Here is a 15,315-nt window from a genome sequence, read left to right as displayed (position 1 = left end):
AACAGCTCGTGATTCGTTTCGCTATTGTGGGAACCAATTGGATTACCCGTCAGTTTATCGATGCCGCACATGAAACCGGCAAGATGAAGCTGAGCGGCGTCTATTCGCGTAACCAGCAGCAGGCCGAGGCTTTTGCAGAGGATTATCCCTGCAAGCTCACCTTCACTTCCCTTGAAGCGCTCGCTAGCAGCCGTGAAATCGATGCGGTGTATATCGCCAGCCCCAACGCGTTGCACAGCGAGCAGGCAATACTGTTCATGTCGCACGGCAAGCATGTGATTTGCGAGAAGCCGATGGCGTCCAATCTGCGTGAAGCCGAGGCGATGATTGCCTGCGCACGCCAGCATCAGGTGGTGTTGTTCGAGGCCTTTAAAACCGCCAGCTTGCCCACCTTTCTGCAACTGCAAAGCACCTTGCCGCAGCTGGGTAAACTGCGCAAAGCGCTGTTTAACTATTGCCAGTATTCGTCGCGTTATCAGCGCTATCTTGATGGTGAGAACCCTAACACCTTCAATCCGCGCTGGTCGAACGGTTCCATCATGGACATTGGGTATTACTGCCTCGCCGCAGCGGTTACGTTATGGGGCGCGCCGCAGCAGGTTAAAGCGCAGGCTTCGCTGCTGGAAAGCGGCGTTGATGCGCATGGCGTGGTGGTGCTGGGCTATGGTGATTTTGATGTCACCCTGCTGCACTCCAAAGTGAGTGATTCAGTGATCCCGAGTGAGATTCAGGGCGAAGCGGGCGCGCTTGTCGTGGAAAAGATCTCCGAATGCCAGCAGCTGCGCTTTATCCCGCGCGGTGGTGAAAGCCAAAATCTGACGCAGCCCCAGCACATCAACACCATGCTGTACGAAGCAGAGACCTTTGCCAGCCTGGTGGAGGCCGGTGAAGTAGACCATCCGGCGTTAGAAACCTCGCGCATCACCGCCCAGCTGCTCACCGAAATTCGCCGCCAGACGGGCGTCGTGTTTCCGGCAGACCAGGCTGGTGTGTAAATATTGCAGAATATTTCACGTTGCCTCTTGAAACCGCACGCCATACTCCGTATGTTTGCCGCTGCAAAGGGGAGTAACTTGTAAGCTGATTGATCGTCATTACGATGCGTAACGCATCCGGTCGTCAGGCAACCCGGAATCTATTCTGAGTTGTAAGTGAGACCTTGCCGGAAGGCGAGGTTTGCTTGCAGCACGATCAAAGCGGCTGACGTCTTCTGACTTCAGCCGTTTTTTTATGTTCAGAAAAGGATACGCCATGCACTCTGTAGGCACACCGTTACTTTGGGGCAGCTTCGCTGTCGTTGTGCTCGTCATGCTCGCGATCGACCTGCTATTACAGGGCCGACGCGGCGCGCAAACCATGTCATTCAAACAAGCGGCTGTGTGGTCGCTGGTTTGGGTTTCCGTTTCGCTGCTATTCAGTGCGGCCTTTTGGTGGTATCTCGAAGGCACGGCTGGACGTGAAGTCGCTACCGCACAAACCCTCGCTTTCCTCACCGGCTACGTATTAGAGAAAGCGCTGGCGGTCGATAACGTCTTCGTCTGGTTAATGCTGTTTAGCTACTTCGCCGTTCCGGCCAATCTGCAACGTCGCGTGCTGGTTTATGGGGTATTAGGCGCGATTGTGTTACGTACTATCATGATCTTCGCCGGTAGCTGGCTGGTGGTACAGTTCAGCTGGATTTTGTATATCTTTGGCGCTTTCCTGCTGTTCACCGGTATCAAAATGGCGCTGGCCAAAGAAGAAGAGGATAGTGCGGTAGGCGATAAGCCGGTGGTGCGCTGGCTGCGCAAGCATCTGCGCATGACGGATAGCCTTGAAGGCGAGAAGTTTTTTACCCGTAAAAATGGGGTACTGTTTGCGACACCGCTGCTGCTGGTGCTGATTATGGTGGAGCTAAGCGATGTGATTTTCGCCGTGGATAGCATTCCCGCCATCTTCGCGGTCACCACCGATCCGTTCATCGTATTAACTTCCAACCTGTTTGCCATTCTCGGCCTGCGCGCCATGTACTTCCTGCTGGCAAATGTGGCGGAGCGTTTCTCAATGTTGAAATACGGTTTGGCTATCGTGCTGGTGTTTATCGGTATCAAGATGCTGATCGTCGAGTTTTACCATATTCCGGTGGCGATCTCGCTGGCCGTTGTCGGTGTGATTCTTGGCGGTACGCTGCTGATCAATGCCTGGGTGAACCACAGAAACGACCAGAAGAAGATCTCACAATAATCGTCTGCAGGGGCGCTAATCGCCCCTGCTTTGTTTCGCCAGTCGCAATCTTCGCCTTTTATATGTCTGTCACACTTCCTATCATCAGCAGATCAAAAAACCGATCTGCTGCGCACGCACAGAATTATCTCTTTCCTCAATAGCTCTTTTCCTTATACTCCGCCGGGCAAACCGTTATGCGCGGCAGAACCGCGCACAACACTCATGACCACAATAAAAAGACCGTACTATGCAAAACAACGTTATTGGACGTCTGGGCGCGCTGTTCGCAGGAAGCCTGGTAAAACAAATCATGATCGGCCTGGTGGCCGGCGTCGCGCTGGCGTGGTTCTCACCCGATGCCGCGCTAGCCGTTGGCCTGCTGGGCGAGCTGTTCGTTCGCGCGCTAAAAGCCGTCGCGCCGCTGCTGGTTCTGGTGCTGGTGATCTCCTCCATCGCCAACCATCAGCAAGGGCAGAAAACCAACATTCGCCCAATTATCATGCTCTATCTGCTCAGCACCTTCTTTGCGGCGGTCGTTGCGGTGATCTTCAGCCATCTGTTCCCACAGACGCTGTCGATGAACGTGGGCGCCACACAGATCACCCCGCCGTCGGGTATTGGTGAAGTGCTGCACGGCTTGCTGATCAGCATGGTGTCGAATCCGATTGAGGCACTGATAAATGCCAACTACATCGGTATTCTGGTGTGGGCATTGGGCTTAGGGTTGGCGTTTCGTCATGCCAGCCCAGGCAGCAAAGCGTTTCTCAATGATGCATCCAGTGCCGCAACCTGGGTGGTGCGCTGTGTGATTCGCTGTGCGCCGCTGGGAATTTTTGGTCTGGTGGCGTCGATCCTCGCTTCCACCGGTTTTGATGCCATTTGGGAGTACGCCAATCTGCTGACGCTGCTGCTCGGCTGCATGCTGATTATGGCGCTGGTGATTAACCCCATGCTGGTGTTGCAGAAGATCCGTCGTAATCCTTATCCGCTGGTGTTTACCTGCCTGCGTGAAAGCGGCGTTACTGCGTTCTTCACCCGCAGTTCGGCGGCCAATATTCCAGTGAATATGGCGCTGGCTAAGCGTCTCAATCTTGATGAAGATACCTATTCCGTGTCGATTCCGCTGGGCGCCACCATCAGCATGGCCGGTGCATCGATTACCATTACCGTACTGACGCTGGCCGCGGTGCATACGCTGGGCATTTCGGTGGATGTGCCAACCGCTATTCTGCTGAGCCTGGTCGCATCGCTATGCGCCTGCGGTGCATCAGGCGTCGCCGGCGGTTCGCTGCTGCTGATTCCGGTAGCCTGTAATATGTTTGGTATTCCAAACGATCTGGCGATGCAGGTAGTTGCGGTGGGCTTTATTATCGGCGTGCTGCAGGATTCCGCCGAGACCGCGCTGAACTCATCGACAGATATTCTGTTTACTGCGGCCGTTTGCCAGGCGGAAGCCGAGCGCGCGCCGCGTCGTACGGTTTCAGAATAACCATTGCTCCAGGTCGCCATACATGGCGACCTCACGTGAATCCGTAGGGTGCGCATTCATGCGCACCGGGTTTTATAGCGTTACACCACTTTTAAAAATCGCCAACTCGCGAAAATCATTGGTTTCATTCCGCGCCGGTTGGCCATTGGCAATCGCCACAATCATATCGACGAAATCCGCCAGCATCTCCGCCATGCTCATGCCTTCAATTAAACGTCCGGCATTAAAATCGATCCAGTGCGGTTTTTTCTCGGCCAACTGCGTATTGGTGGCAATCTTCACCGTGGGTACAAACCCGCCATAGGGCGTGCCGCGCCCGGTAGTAAACAGCACCATATGACAACCTGCGCCCGCCAGCGCGCTGGTCGCCACCGCATCGTTACCCGGCGCACTCAACAGATTGAGTCCCGGCGTGTGCAAACGTTCGCCGTACTTCAACACATCCACCACCTGGCTTTGGCCGGCTTTCTGCGTACAGCCGAGCGACTTCTCTTCCAGCGTCGTGATGCCGCCCGCTTTGTTGCCGGGCGATGGATTTTCGTAAATCGGTTGCTGATGATCGATAAAGTAACGCTTAAAGTCGTTGATCATCGCCACGGTTTTTTCGAAGGTGGCCTCATCGCGGCAGCGGCTCATCAGAATGCGCTCCGCACCAAACATTTCAGGCACTTCCGTCAGCACGGTCGTACCTCCGTTGGCAATCATCTGATCGGAGAAACAGCCCAGCATCGGATTGGCGGTGATGCCGGAAAAACCATCGGAACCGCCGCACTCCAGACCAAACTTCAGCTCGCTGAGTTTGCCTGGCTGACGTCGATCTGCACGCATCACCTGGTAGAGCGCGTGCAGACGTTCCAGCCCCGCTTCCACTTCATCATCCTGCTTCTGACACTCCATAAACTGCACGCGATCGCTGTCGAAACCGCCAAGCGTGTCGCGGAATACATCAACCTGATTGTTCTCACAGCCAAGGCCAATCACCAGCACCGCACCGGCATTAGGATGGCGCACCATATTTTGCAGCATGGTGCGGGTGTTTTCATGATCCTGACCGAGCTGCGAGCAGCCGAACGGATGGCTGAACAGGTGTACGCCGTCAATACCTTCGGCATCATTGCTCTCTTTCATAAAGCGCGTGAGGATTTGCCGCGCGATTCCATTGACGCAACCAACGGTAGGCAGGATCCACAGCTCATTTCGTATCCCCACTTCGCCGCTGGCGCGACGGTAGATCTGTACCTCACGATCGCCCGCTTGTGGCGGCAATTCGAGGAACTCGGGCCGATAGTCGTACTCATCCACATCGCTCAGATTGGTGCGCGCATTGCTGGAGTGAATCATCTCTCCAGCAGCAATCGGCTGCGTAGCATGGGCAATCGGCAAGCCGTATTTGATCACCAGCGCCTCGTTGGGCAACGGCTGCAGAGCAAACTTATGGCCACGCCCAACGTCCTGTTGCAGGGTAATCAGTTGGTGATTGATTTCGACCTGGGTATTGGCGGGCAAATCGCGCAGCGCCACGGCAACGTTGTCGCGTGAATGTATTCTTATCGCATCTTGCATAGCGTTATCTCAGTTGGGTCAACGCCGTCCGCATCCCGTGGACGATGATGTTTTGCAGGTGTTGGCTTACTGCGGCCACTAATCCTGGCCGCTGGGTGAGATCTTCGCCCCAGTGATCAGCATCGCTAAGGACCGCGCGCACCAATTGTTCCGGGGTCTGTTTATCGTGCTGCACGGCGGGCCACAGCTCAGCGAAACGCTGCAGCCAGTGTTCGTCGTCCTGAAGCGGCCAGTGACGATCGCCCTCTTCACCGCGGTAAAACGCCAGCAGCGCGGCAAAGGCGAAGGTCAGGCGTGCAGGCCACTGCCCATTTTGCTGCTGCGCCAGCAACAGCTGTGGCAGTAAACGGGTGCGGAATTTGGTCATGCCGTTGAGTGCGATAGAGAGCAGCGCATGACGAATAAAGGGATTGCGGAAACGCCGCTGCACCGCGTCAGCGAAGGCGTGCAGCTCATCGCGCGGCAGATCCAGCGTTGGGATCACCTCGTCACGCAGCAGGTCATCCACAAAGCCAGCAATCTGCGCGTCTTCCATCGCGTCACCCACGCTTTCCAGCCCGCACTGAAACGCCACCGGCACCAGCGCAGTATGTGCGCCGTTGAGGATCGCCACCTTCTGCGCTTTGTACGGCGTGATGTCATCCACCCGCTTCACTTCCGGTGCCAGCGTGTTGAGCTTCAGCTCCTGCGCTAGCGCGGCTGGCCCCTGAATCACAAATTGGTAATAGACTTCGCCCGCCACCAGATAGCGATCCTCATAGCCAAGCTGCGCCTCAATCTCCGCGCTGTCGGCGGGATAACCGGTAACAATGCGATCCACCAGCGTGTTGTAGAAAGCGCAGTGATCCAACACCCAGCGCGCAAACTCTGGCGGCAGCTGCCAATGTTTGATGTAGTGCAGCACCAACTCACGCAGCGTGTCGCCGTTATAGTCAATCAGCTCGCACGGCACGATAAGCCAGCCTTTATCGCTGGCACCGGTAAAGTGGTTAAAGCGCGTCCACAGCAGCTGCGTCAGCTTTCCGGGAAACGAGGATGCTGGTGCATCGTCCAGCCGATCCTGCTCAACAAAAACAATGCCGGCTTCGGTGGTATTAGAGAACACAAAACGCATCTGCGGCGCGCGGGCCAGCGCAAGGAAATCGTCAAACTGTTGATACGGCTGAATTTCACGATTCAGGCTGCGGATCAGGCGGGTTTCACTCACCTGTTCACCTGCCGCGTTGAGACCACGTATCAGCGTAGTGTATAAGCCATCTTGCTGATTCAACGTCTCTTTCACCACGCGGTTGCGGGGCCGTACCACCACCACGCCAGCATCCGTACCTTGATGCTGATTAAGCCAGTCGAGCTGCCAATCGATAAAGGCGCGCAGAAAGTTGCCTTCACCAAACTGAATAACGCGATCGCTATACTGCGCGCCCGGAAAATTGTGACGATTGAGTCGCTGCATCATCAGGCTCCCAGCTCAATGCCGAAGTAATCGCGCGCATTGTTAAAGCTGATGTTCTGTACCATCTGGCCTAATAACGCCTCGTCAGCGGGCGCTTCACCCCGCGCTACCCAGTTGCCGATCATTTGACACAGCAGGCGGCGGAAATATTCGTGGCGGGTGTAGGAGAGGAAACTGCGGCTGTCGGTTAACATGCCAACAAAGCGGCTCAGCAAACCAATTTGTGCCAGCTGCGTCATCTGACGCTGCATGCCATCCAGCTGATCGTTGAACCACCATGCTGAACCGAACTGCATCTTGCCCGGTTCGCCTTCGCCCTGGAAATTGCCCGCCATGGTGGCCAGTACTTCGTTGTCGCGCGGGTTGAGGCAATAGAGGATAGTTTTGGGCAGGGCATTCTGACGGTTTTGCGCATCCAACAGGCGTGCCAGCGGCATCGCTAGCGGCGCATCATTAATCGAATCGAAGCCAACATCCGGACCGAGGATATCGAACTGGCGGCGATTGGCATTGCGCAGCGCGCCAATGTGGTACTGCTGCGCCCAGCCACGGCGTGCGTATTCGCTGCCAAGCCATACCAGCACCGCGGTTTTAAATTGCGCCGTTTCTTCTGCTGAAGGTGCAGCACCTTGCAGGCGACGTGCCAGAATGCCGTCCAGCGTGGCGTCATCGGCCTCGGCAAACACCACCACATCCAGCGCGTGATCGGAGATTTTGCAGCCATGGGCAGCGAAATGATCGAGCCGCTGACTCAGGGCGCGTCGTAAATCTTCAAAGCGTTGCACGCTAACATCCGCCACTTGTTCAAGGCGCTGAATCCATGGCAGGAAGCTCTCCAGCTCAATGTTGAACGCCTTGTCCGGACGCCAGCTCGGCAGCACTTTCACGTTAAAACGGCTGTCTTCAGCCACCGTGCGGTGATGCTGCAAGTCATCAAGCGGGTCATCCGTGGTGCCGACCATCTTTACGTTCATCTGCTGCATGATGCCGCGCGCGCTAAACGCGTCCTGCGCCAGCAATTCATTGCACTGCTGCCAGATACGCTCGGCGCTCTGTTCATTTAGCAGTACATCGGTAATGCCAAAAGGCCGACGCAGTTCGAGGTGCGTCCAGTGATAAAGCGGGTTGCCGATGGTATGCGGCACGGTGCGCGCCCAGGCAGCAAATTTATCCCGGTCGCTGGCATCACCGGTACAGAGCGCTTCCGCGACGCCGTTGGCTCGCATCGCACGCCATTTGTAGTGATCGCCTTTTAACCAGATGTCATAGAGGTTGCTGAAGCGGTAATTTTCGGCAATTTGCTGCGGCGGCAAGTGGCAGTGATAGTCAAAAATCGGCTGATCTTTTGCGTAGTCATGGTACAGACGACGGGCGAACTCGGTGTCGAGAAGGAAATCTTCACTCATAAAACGCGACATACCTGCTTCCTCATTTTGGAGCCATCCGGCTTTTACTAAAAGTTATCATACCAATTTAAGCGACCGGAAAAATTGTTTGCGATCTCACTCACAATAATCACTGTTTTACTGTGGACATATGGACATTCTTGTTGCGGATATTGTGTTAAATGGCTGTTTTATCGATCTTTAACGCTAACACACACTACGGACATGGTTTATGTGATGGCATTCAACTTTTCAAGATGTATAACAAGTTAACCTCTCGCTCCGTTGTAAACGAACTTATGGCACAGGCAAGGAAATGCGGGGGTGAGAAGTACGTTTCACACTATCCCGCTCCAGATAACTACAGCGGCAAACCGCAACGACAAACTGGACGAGGTTAATAATGCGTAAGATCAAAGGGCTACGCTGGTACATGATTGGGCTGGTGACGCTGGGCACCGTGCTCGGTTACCTGACGCGCAATACCATTGCCGTTGCGGCGCCGACGCTGGAAACCCAGCTAGGCATTACCACCCAGCAATATTCCTACATCGTGGCCGCCTATTCGGCGTGCTACACCATCATGCAGCCGGTGGCCGGTTATGTGCTGGACATGCTCGGCACCAAAATCGGCTATGCAGTCTTTGCCATACTTTGGGCGATCTTCTGTGCCGCGACGGCGATGGCCGGCAGCTGGGGCGGTTTTGCCCTGGCGCGCGGTGCCGTGGGCGCAGCCGAAGCCGCAATGATTCCCGCAGGCCTGAAAGCCAGTAGCGAATGGTTCCCCGCCAAAGAGCGTTCGGTCGCGGTGGGCTATTTCAACGTAGGATCGTCAATTGGTGCGATGCTGGCGCCCCCGCTCGTGGTGTGGGCGATCGTGGCACACAGCTGGCAAATGGCATTTATCATCACCGGCGTGCTGAGTATGGTGTGGGCGATCTGCTGGCTGGTGTTTTACAAACATCCTAAGCAGCAAACCAAGCTGAGCGATGAGGAGCGCCACTACATCATTGCAGGACAAGAGTTGCAGCATCAAACCGGCAACAACAAGAAAATGTCGGCCCGCCAGATCTTGCGCAACCGTCAGTTTTGGGGCATCGCGTTGCCGCGTTTCCTCGCCGAACCGGCCTGGGGAACGTTTAACGCGTGGATTCCGCTGTTTATGTTCAAAGTTTATGGCTTCAACCTGAAAGAGATCGCCATGTTTGCGTGGATGCCGATGCTGTTTGCCGATCTTGGCTGCATCGTTGGCGGTTATCTGCCGCCGCTGTTCCAGCGCTGGTTTGGCGTCAATCTGATCGTTTCGCGCAAGCTGGTGGTTACGATGGGCGCGGTATTGATGATTGCGCCAGGCACCATCGGTTTATTCACCAGTCCATATGTAGCAATTGCGCTGCTGTGCGTGGGTGGCTTCGCTCACCAGGCGCTCTCTGGCGCATTGATCACCCTCTCTTCTGATGTATTTGGCCGTAACGAAGTCGCCACTGCCAATGGATTGACCGGCATGGCGGCATGGACGGCGAGCACCATGTTTGCCCTGGTGGTGGGCGCGCTGGCCGATACGCTGGGCTTCAGCCCACTGTTCGCGGCGCTGGCGGTGTTTGATCTGTTAGGTGCGGTTGTCATTTGGACGGTACTGAAAAACCAACCGGTTTCCGAGCTGGATGAGCAACCTACCGGACAGGCAGCGCCGGCACGCTCCTGATCTCTTCGGGCTGGCGCAGGCCAGCCCATTTCCTCTACGCGGCTGAAGTGGTATAACAACTCAACTTTGATCCCACAGCGGACCCCGTAATGGACCTGACCGAATCTCGTCGCCTGTATCAACAGCTCGCCAGTGAACTCAAACGCCGCATAGAAGCCGGTGACTACGCCGTTGGCGATAAGCTGCCTGCTGAACGTCTGATCGCCGAAGAGATGCAGGTAAGCCGTACCGTGGTGCGTGAAGCGATCATCATGCTGGAAGTGGAAGGTTACGTGGAGGTGCGCAAAGGCTCCGGCATTCATGTCATGAGCAACCAGCAGCAGAACCGCGTGATGACATCCAGCCAGCTGGAGTTTGCCAATTTCGGTCCGTTCGAGTTATTACAGGCGCGCCAGCTGATTGAGAGCAACGTTGCCGAGTTTGCCGCCACCCAAGTGACGCGTCAGGATATTGTGGCGCTGATGGCGATTCAGGAGAAAGCGCGTCAGGAAGATCATTCGCGTGACTCAGCATGGGATATGGAATTCCACGTGCGCATTGCGCAATCGACGCAGAATAGCGCGCTTGCCGCCATCGTCGAGAAGATGTGGCTACATCGTTTACACAACCCCTACTGGCTCAAGCTGCACGAACACATTGATGCCAAAAATATCACCAGCTGGTGTGACGATCACGACCAGATTCTAAAAGCACTGATTCGCAAAGATCCCGCCGCCAGCAAGCTGGCAATGTGGCAACATCTGGAAAATACTAAACAGATGCTGTTTAACGCGACGACCGACGATTTTGAATTTAATGTCGACCGTTACATGTTTGCGGAAAATCCGGTCATCCTGCCTGAAGCTAGCGATACGCCGCGCTAAATCTGCTGGTTTTTCCGGCATTTCGCCGCTGAAAAGTCAGTTAGTCTGCAATAGTGTCAGCTCATGTAAAGCTCCTTTGGACCCTCTGCGTGTAAAGGTAAAACTCCTGTGCGGCAGGCACTTTCCCCTGTCTGGATAACGTTATTTTTGTTACAGTTATCGCCCTTTTATTACCCTTTGCGACAGGGCTTTTAAAAGTCGCTGATTTAACAATCAATTCTGGAAGGATCCGGAAACTCCTGCTCAGGCTGCTTATCTAACAATGTATAAACAATGCCAGTCTGCGCCTAAGCCCCTTACGGGCACGATTAACAATGATGTTCAGGAATGATTGATGGATATTTTGCAAGCATTGCTGCATGCCTTATGGCAGCAGGATTACGAAATGCTCTCCGACCCAACATTGGTTTGGGCCATTTATGGCGTGCTGTTTATGATTCTGTTTCTGGAAAATGGGCTGCTACCCGCCGCCTTTCTACCCGGCGACAGTTTGCTCATTCTGGTTGGGGTGCTGATTGCTAAAGGCACCATGGGCTTCCCGCTTACCATTCTGATTTTAACTACCGGCGCTAGCCTCGGATGCTGGGTGAGCTACATTCAGGGCCGATGGCTGGGCAATACGCCCACCGTGCAAAACTGGCTTTCGCATCTGCCGGCGCAATACCACCAACGCGCACATAGCCTGTTCCATCGCCACGGTTTATCGGCTTTGCTGATTGGTCGCTTTATCGCCTTCGTGCGCACCTTGCTGCCGACCATCGCCGGGCTCTCAGGCCTGAGCAATGCACGCTTCCAGTTTTTTAACTGGGTGAGCGGATTCTTGTGGGTGCTGATTCTTACCGTATTAGGCTTCGCGCTGGGTAAAACCCCGATTTTCCGGCGTTATGAAGATGAATTGATGTTGTGCCTGATGCTGCTGCCGCTAGTGCTACTGGTCGTTGGTCTGGTCGGTTCGTTAGTGGTGCTTTGGCGCAAACGTCAGTCAACTCGTAACGGGAATCCATAATCATGTTCAAATTTAATGGATTCCCAAGGCGCTTCCTGCCTTGGGCGCTGGGTGGCGCGCTGGCGCTGCTGGTTGTCTGTTCTGTCCCAACGCTGATGCAGCACGAAACCGTGGTTAAAATCCGCGTGGCAAACAACGGCACCAATCTGCCAGATGGTTTCTATCTTTATCAGCAACTTTCGGCACAAGGCGTGCGTATCAAAAGTATTACGCCTTCTGGCGATGCGTTGGTCATTCATTTTGAGAATGAAGAGCAGAGCCTGGCAGCGCAGAAAGTGCTGAAACGCCTGTTGCCACAAGGGTTCGTCGTGGCTGCTGGGCCGCAGGCTTCGCAGCAATACCCTGATGCAAATCGGCCAACGTACAGTTAATCGTCACCGCCTGACAATAAGCCAGGCGGTGAGTCAATCCTCGCTATCCCCGCGTCTTCTTTGAATTTTTTCGTCTGCTGTCTATCCTTAGAGGTAGCGTAAGCCTAAGACATGCTGGGAAGCTTCTCCTGTCTGCTCTCAGGCAGGTCATCAACAATGGAAGGTCACTACCTGATGAAACATCAATTACTGCTAGGTGCTATTCTTTTCTCACTCTCGGGTTCGCTGCTGGCGGCTGAATCGCTCTGTCAGCAAAAAGAGCAAGATATCCAGCACGAAATCGATATGGCGAAGCAGCATAACAACCAGCGCCGTGTCACCGGACTGGAGCGCGCTTTAACCGAAGTGCGTGCAGGCTGCACCGACGAGAAACTGAAATCTGCGCATAGCGAACGCATCACGGCGCAGAAACACAAGGTTGCTGAGCGTGAACGTGAGCTTAAGGAAGAGCGTCAGGACGGCGACAAAGACAAAATTGAGAAGCGCGAGCGTAAGCTTGAAGAAGCCCAGCACGAATTGAAAAAGCTTGAAGCAGAACCTTATTAATCGGACTTAACTCAATGCTGTAAAAGGAGATTTCCATGGCTAAAGAATCAACATCTGAACATCTGCGCGCTGAATTGAAAAATCTGGCTGATACCTTGGAAGAAGTGCTGAGCAGCTCAGCGGACAAATCCAAAGGTGAGCTGGATAAACTGCGTCACAAAGCGCGCGGCGCTATCGAAAGCTCCCGTGAACGCCTTGGCGATTCTGGCGAACGTATTGCACAAACCACGCGTGAAGCGGCGGAAAAGGCGGATGAATACGTACGCGATAATCCATGGCACGGCGTCGGTATCGGCGCGGCGGTAGGTATTTTAATCGGCATTTTAATCTCACGGCGTTAATGATGAGTGATAGTCAGCAAAGCCACGGCCCCGGCAAAGGGGTCTTTAATATTGGGCAGCGGATAGTTACCACACTGGTGAGCATGGCCGAGACACGCGTTCGTCTCGCCATCGTGGAACTGGAAGAGGAAAAGGCAAACCTGATTCAAATGCTGATGATGGTGGGCCTTACCATGCTGTTTACTGCTTTCGGACTTATGAGCCTGATGGTGCTGATCATCTGGGCGGTGGACGCGCAATATCGCCTGATGGCGATTGCCATTACCACCGGCGTGCTGTTTGCGTTGGCGCTGATTTTCGGCTTATGGACGCTCTATAAATCGCGTCAGTCAACGCTGTTGCGCCATACGCGTAAAGAGCTGGATACCGATCGTAAATTGCTGGAGGAGCATCGCTCATGAGCCGCCGCGAACGTGAAGCTCGCATTCACGAACTGCTAAATCAGGTGCAGCAGCAGCGGCTCGACCTCAGTGCCGATAGCCGCGACTGGCTAACCAGTACCGCACAGTACGATCGTGGCTGGCTCACGCTTATCGGCATGCGCCGCTATCTGGCGATTGGCAGCAGTGCATTGGCGATTTGGTCGATCCGCAGCCCCAACCGTCTCCTGCGCTGGGCCAAACGTGGCTTCGGCGTCTGGAGCACCTGGCGCATGATTAAATCGACGTTAAATACACGCTAATTCCTCTCTCTAAAACCGGATCGGATTGATTCGGTTTCGTTCCCTCAAATTTCCTGAATAACACTGACAGTTTATCTCGCTTACAACTCTTTCAAGCTGCGATTATCATCTCCCTCCATCAACCCAGTGAACTGAAATAAGCGGTTCAACGGGATTCAAAACCCGCAGGCCAACAACCTGCAACAAAAACCTTGTTGGAGTAGATGATGAAAAAATTCGAAGACTCAGGCCTGCTGGTAGCACGCGTACTAATGACCATTCTGTTTATCACCGCAGGCTGGGGCAAAATCACCGGTTACGCCGGTACCGCGCAGTATATGCAATCCATGGGCGTCCCGAGCTTCATGCTGCCGCTGGTTATTTTGCTTGAGTTCGGCGGCGGCCTGGCAATCCTGTTCGGTTTCCTGACGCGCTTTACCGCGCTGTTCACCGCAGGCTTCACTCTGCTGACCGCGTTCCTGTTCCACAGCAACTTCGCTGAAGGTGTTAACCAGCTGATGTTCATGAAGAACCTTTCCATCGCTGGTGGTTTCCTGGTGTTGGGTCTGGTAGGTCCAGGCGCTTACAGCATTGACCGTCTGATTCGTCAGCGCGTCCAACCGGCGACCGCACGCTAAGCAGCACAAGCGTCACAGAGCACATATACTCAATTGCAGGGGCGGGGATTTTCCTCGCCCTCTTTTTTTTATGGAGGGCTTATGGGACAGCTGATTGACGGTGTCTGGCATGACACCTGGTACGACACGAAGTCAACCGGAGGCCGCTTCAAACGCACAGAAGCCGTTTGGCGCAACTGGATTACAGCCGATGGCAGCGCCGGCCCAACCGGTAAAGCGGGCTTCGCCGCCGAACGCGATCGCTATCATCTCTATGTCTCACTCGCCTGTCCGTGGGCGCACCGCACGCTGTTGATGCGCCAGCTTAAAGGATTGGAAGAGATGATTTCGGTTTCAGTGGTGCATCCGCTGATGCTGGAAAACGGCTGGACTTTCGACGATGACTTCCCCGACGCCACCGGCGACTCGCTGTATCAAAATGAGTTTCTCTATCAGCTTTATCTGCACGCCGACGCGCAATACACCGGACGCGTCACCGTACCAGTGCTGTGGGACAAAACGCAGCACACCATCGTTAGCAATGAATCCGCCGATATCATACGCATGCTGAATAGCGCGTTTGATGCGCAAGGCGCACGCGCCGGTGATTACTATCCACCGGCACTGCGCGACAAGATCGATGAACTGAACGGCTGGATTTACGATACCGTGAACAACGGCGTGTACAAGAGCGGCTTTGCCACTTCGCAGGCGGCTTACGATGAGTCGGTGACATCACTGTTCCACTCACTGGCGCGCCTGGAGCAAATTCTTGGCCAGCATCGTTATCTCACCGGCGACAAGCTTACCGAAGCCGATCTGCGACTCTGGACCACGTTAGTGCGCTTCGATCCGGTGTACGTTACCCATTTCAAGTGTGACCGCCATCGCATCAGCGATTACCGTAATCTCAGCGGTTTCCTGCGAGACATTTACCAAATGCCTGGCATTGCCGATACGGTCAATCTGCCGCATATCCGCCATCACTACTATTGCAGCCACAAAACCATCAACCCAAGCGGCGTGATTTCGCTGGGCCCGGCGTTTGACTGGGACGAGCCGCACGGGCGCGGCTGATGCCCTTTTCCTTCTCCCGCTTGCGGGAGAAGT

General features: G+C 54.7%; 16 protein-coding genes. 13 read left to right on the top strand and 3 right to left on the bottom strand.

Annotated features, from left to right (window positions below):
* The first annotated feature begins 8 nt into the window (after positions 1 to 8).
* The 3 genes from AAGR08_RS01680 (at position 9) to sstT (ending at position 3,694) form a co-directional block, all read left to right on the top strand.
* On the top strand, positions 9 to 995 hold the full coding sequence (locus tag AAGR08_RS01680) for a Gfo/Idh/MocA family oxidoreductase (RefSeq protein ID WP_345828214.1): 987 nt from the start codon (positions 9 to 11) through the stop codon (positions 993 to 995).
* A 256-nt stretch (positions 996 to 1,251) separates the two neighbouring features.
* On the top strand, positions 1,252 to 2,223 hold the full coding sequence (locus AAGR08_RS01675) for a TerC family protein (RefSeq protein ID WP_097095942.1): 972 nt from the start codon (positions 1,252 to 1,254) through the stop codon (positions 2,221 to 2,223).
* Positions 2,224 to 2,452: 229 nt separating this feature from the next.
* Complete coding sequence (gene sstT, locus AAGR08_RS01670) at positions 2,453 to 3,694, top strand: serine/threonine transporter SstT (protein ID WP_345828212.1); 1,242 nt, start codon at positions 2,453 to 2,455, stop codon at positions 3,692 to 3,694.
* Positions 3,695 to 3,766: 72 nt separating this feature from the next.
* On the opposite strand, the gene AAGR08_RS01665 is transcribed toward sstT, so the two are convergent.
* The 3 genes from AAGR08_RS01665 to uxaC are packed head-to-tail and all read right to left on the bottom strand — an operon-like array spanning position 3,767 to position 8,128.
* Positions 3,767 to 5,257 carry an altronate dehydratase family protein gene (locus AAGR08_RS01665; protein WP_345828210.1) on the bottom strand — a complete coding sequence of 497 codons (1,491 nt, stop codon included), beginning with the start codon at positions 5,255 to 5,257 and terminating at the stop codon, positions 3,767 to 3,769.
* Between the two features lie 4 nt (positions 5,258 to 5,261).
* Positions 5,262 to 6,710 (bottom strand): tagaturonate reductase, encoded by a 1,449-nt coding sequence (locus AAGR08_RS01660; RefSeq protein WP_345829832.1) that lies wholly within the window; start codon positions 6,708 to 6,710, stop codon positions 5,262 to 5,264.
* 2 nt (positions 6,711 to 6,712) lie between these two features.
* A complete protein-coding gene (uxaC, locus tag AAGR08_RS01655; RefSeq protein WP_097095939.1) occupies positions 6,713 to 8,128 on the bottom strand; it encodes a glucuronate isomerase in 1,416 nt (471 codons plus the stop codon).
* Positions 8,129 to 8,498: 370 nt separating this feature from the next.
* Between uxaC and AAGR08_RS01650 the strand changes: the two genes are divergently transcribed.
* The 10 genes from AAGR08_RS01650 to AAGR08_RS01605 all read left to right on the top strand — a co-directional run bounded on the left by AAGR08_RS01650 (position 8,499) and on the right by AAGR08_RS01605 (position 15,282).
* Entirely contained in the window at positions 8,499 to 9,800 is a 1,302-nt protein-coding gene (locus AAGR08_RS01650) for an MFS transporter (protein ID WP_345828209.1), read from the top strand.
* A gap of 89 nt (positions 9,801 to 9,889) precedes the next feature.
* On the top strand, positions 9,890 to 10,663 hold the full coding sequence (exuR, locus tag AAGR08_RS01645; protein ID WP_097095937.1) for a transcriptional regulator ExuR: 774 nt from the start codon (positions 9,890 to 9,892) through the stop codon (positions 10,661 to 10,663).
* 334 nt (positions 10,664 to 10,997) lie between these two features.
* A complete protein-coding gene (locus AAGR08_RS01640; RefSeq protein WP_097095936.1) occupies positions 10,998 to 11,669 on the top strand; it encodes a DedA family protein in 672 nt (223 codons plus the stop codon).
* A gap of 2 nt (positions 11,670 to 11,671) precedes the next feature.
* Positions 11,672 to 12,040, top strand: a complete 369-nt coding sequence (gene mzrA / locus AAGR08_RS01635) for an EnvZ/OmpR regulon moderator MzrA (RefSeq protein WP_097095935.1) — start codon at positions 11,672 to 11,674, stop codon at positions 12,038 to 12,040.
* Between the two features lie 174 nt (positions 12,041 to 12,214).
* A complete protein-coding gene (locus AAGR08_RS01630) occupies positions 12,215 to 12,586 on the top strand; it encodes a DUF1090 domain-containing protein (RefSeq protein WP_141400238.1) in 372 nt (123 codons plus the stop codon).
* 35 nt (positions 12,587 to 12,621) lie between these two features.
* The gene (locus AAGR08_RS01625; RefSeq protein ID WP_008103512.1) at positions 12,622 to 12,927 is read left to right on the top strand and encodes a YqjD family protein; all 306 of its coding nucleotides are present in this window, start codon (positions 12,622 to 12,624) and stop codon (positions 12,925 to 12,927) included.
* A 2-nt stretch (positions 12,928 to 12,929) separates the two neighbouring features.
* Positions 12,930 to 13,328, top strand: coding sequence for a phage holin family protein (locus AAGR08_RS01620; RefSeq protein WP_176519205.1), 399 nt, complete (start codon positions 12,930 to 12,932; stop codon positions 13,326 to 13,328).
* Entirely contained in the window at positions 13,325 to 13,609 is a 285-nt protein-coding gene (locus AAGR08_RS01615; protein WP_097095932.1) for a YqjK-like family protein, read from the top strand. The genes AAGR08_RS01620 and AAGR08_RS01615 overlap by 4 nt, the downstream gene beginning before the upstream one ends.
* A 206-nt stretch (positions 13,610 to 13,815) precedes the next feature.
* Positions 13,816 to 14,226: a DoxX family protein gene (locus tag AAGR08_RS01610; protein ID WP_097095931.1), complete on the top strand. Its 411-nt coding sequence runs from the start codon at positions 13,816 to 13,818 to the stop codon at positions 14,224 to 14,226.
* 81 nt (positions 14,227 to 14,307) lie between these two features.
* A complete protein-coding gene (locus tag AAGR08_RS01605) occupies positions 14,308 to 15,282 on the top strand; it encodes a glutathione S-transferase family protein (protein WP_097095930.1) in 975 nt (324 codons plus the stop codon).
* The last annotated feature ends 33 nt before the right edge of the window (positions 15,283 to 15,315 follow it).

Origin of the sequence: Pantoea sp. BRR-3P (genome assembly GCF_039621635.1) — a bacterium.
GTDB lineage: Bacteria > Pseudomonadota > Gammaproteobacteria > Enterobacterales > Enterobacteriaceae > Pantoea > Pantoea floridensis.
This window is presented reverse-complemented; position numbering and strand designations above follow the sequence as displayed.

What these genes read in the sequence shown, in the direction of transcription:
- uxaC (WP_097095939.1), bottom strand. Translation starts at nt 8,128, where the DNA reads ATGTCGCGTTTTATGAGTGAAGATTTCCTTCTCGACACCGAGTTCGCC.
- AAGR08_RS01630 (WP_141400238.1), top strand. Translation starts at nt 12,215, where the DNA reads ATGAAACATCAATTACTGCTAGGTGCTATTCTTTTCTCACTCTCGGGT.
- AAGR08_RS01640 (WP_097095936.1), top strand. Translation starts at nt 10,998, where the DNA reads ATGGATATTTTGCAAGCATTGCTGCATGCCTTATGGCAGCAGGATTAC.
- AAGR08_RS01620 (WP_176519205.1), top strand. Translation starts at nt 12,930, where the DNA reads ATGAGTGATAGTCAGCAAAGCCACGGCCCCGGCAAAGGGGTCTTTAAT.
- mzrA (WP_097095935.1), top strand. Translation starts at nt 11,672, where the DNA reads ATGTTCAAATTTAATGGATTCCCAAGGCGCTTCCTGCCTTGGGCGCTG.
- AAGR08_RS01660 (WP_345829832.1), bottom strand. Translation starts at nt 6,710, where the DNA reads ATGCAGCGACTCAATCGTCACAATTTTCCGGGCGCGCAGTATAGCGAT.
- AAGR08_RS01615 (WP_097095932.1), top strand. Translation starts at nt 13,325, where the DNA reads ATGAGCCGCCGCGAACGTGAAGCTCGCATTCACGAACTGCTAAATCAG.
- AAGR08_RS01665 (WP_345828210.1), bottom strand. Translation starts at nt 5,257, where the DNA reads ATGCAAGATGCGATAAGAATACATTCACGCGACAACGTTGCCGTGGCG.
- AAGR08_RS01605 (WP_097095930.1), top strand. Translation starts at nt 14,308, where the DNA reads ATGGGACAGCTGATTGACGGTGTCTGGCATGACACCTGGTACGACACG.
- AAGR08_RS01625 (WP_008103512.1), top strand. Translation starts at nt 12,622, where the DNA reads ATGGCTAAAGAATCAACATCTGAACATCTGCGCGCTGAATTGAAAAAT.
- sstT (WP_345828212.1), top strand. Translation starts at nt 2,453, where the DNA reads ATGCAAAACAACGTTATTGGACGTCTGGGCGCGCTGTTCGCAGGAAGC.
- AAGR08_RS01610 (WP_097095931.1), top strand. Translation starts at nt 13,816, where the DNA reads ATGAAAAAATTCGAAGACTCAGGCCTGCTGGTAGCACGCGTACTAATG.
- exuR (WP_097095937.1), top strand. Translation starts at nt 9,890, where the DNA reads ATGGACCTGACCGAATCTCGTCGCCTGTATCAACAGCTCGCCAGTGAA.
- AAGR08_RS01675 (WP_097095942.1), top strand. Translation starts at nt 1,252, where the DNA reads ATGCACTCTGTAGGCACACCGTTACTTTGGGGCAGCTTCGCTGTCGTT.
- AAGR08_RS01650 (WP_345828209.1), top strand. Translation starts at nt 8,499, where the DNA reads ATGCGTAAGATCAAAGGGCTACGCTGGTACATGATTGGGCTGGTGACG.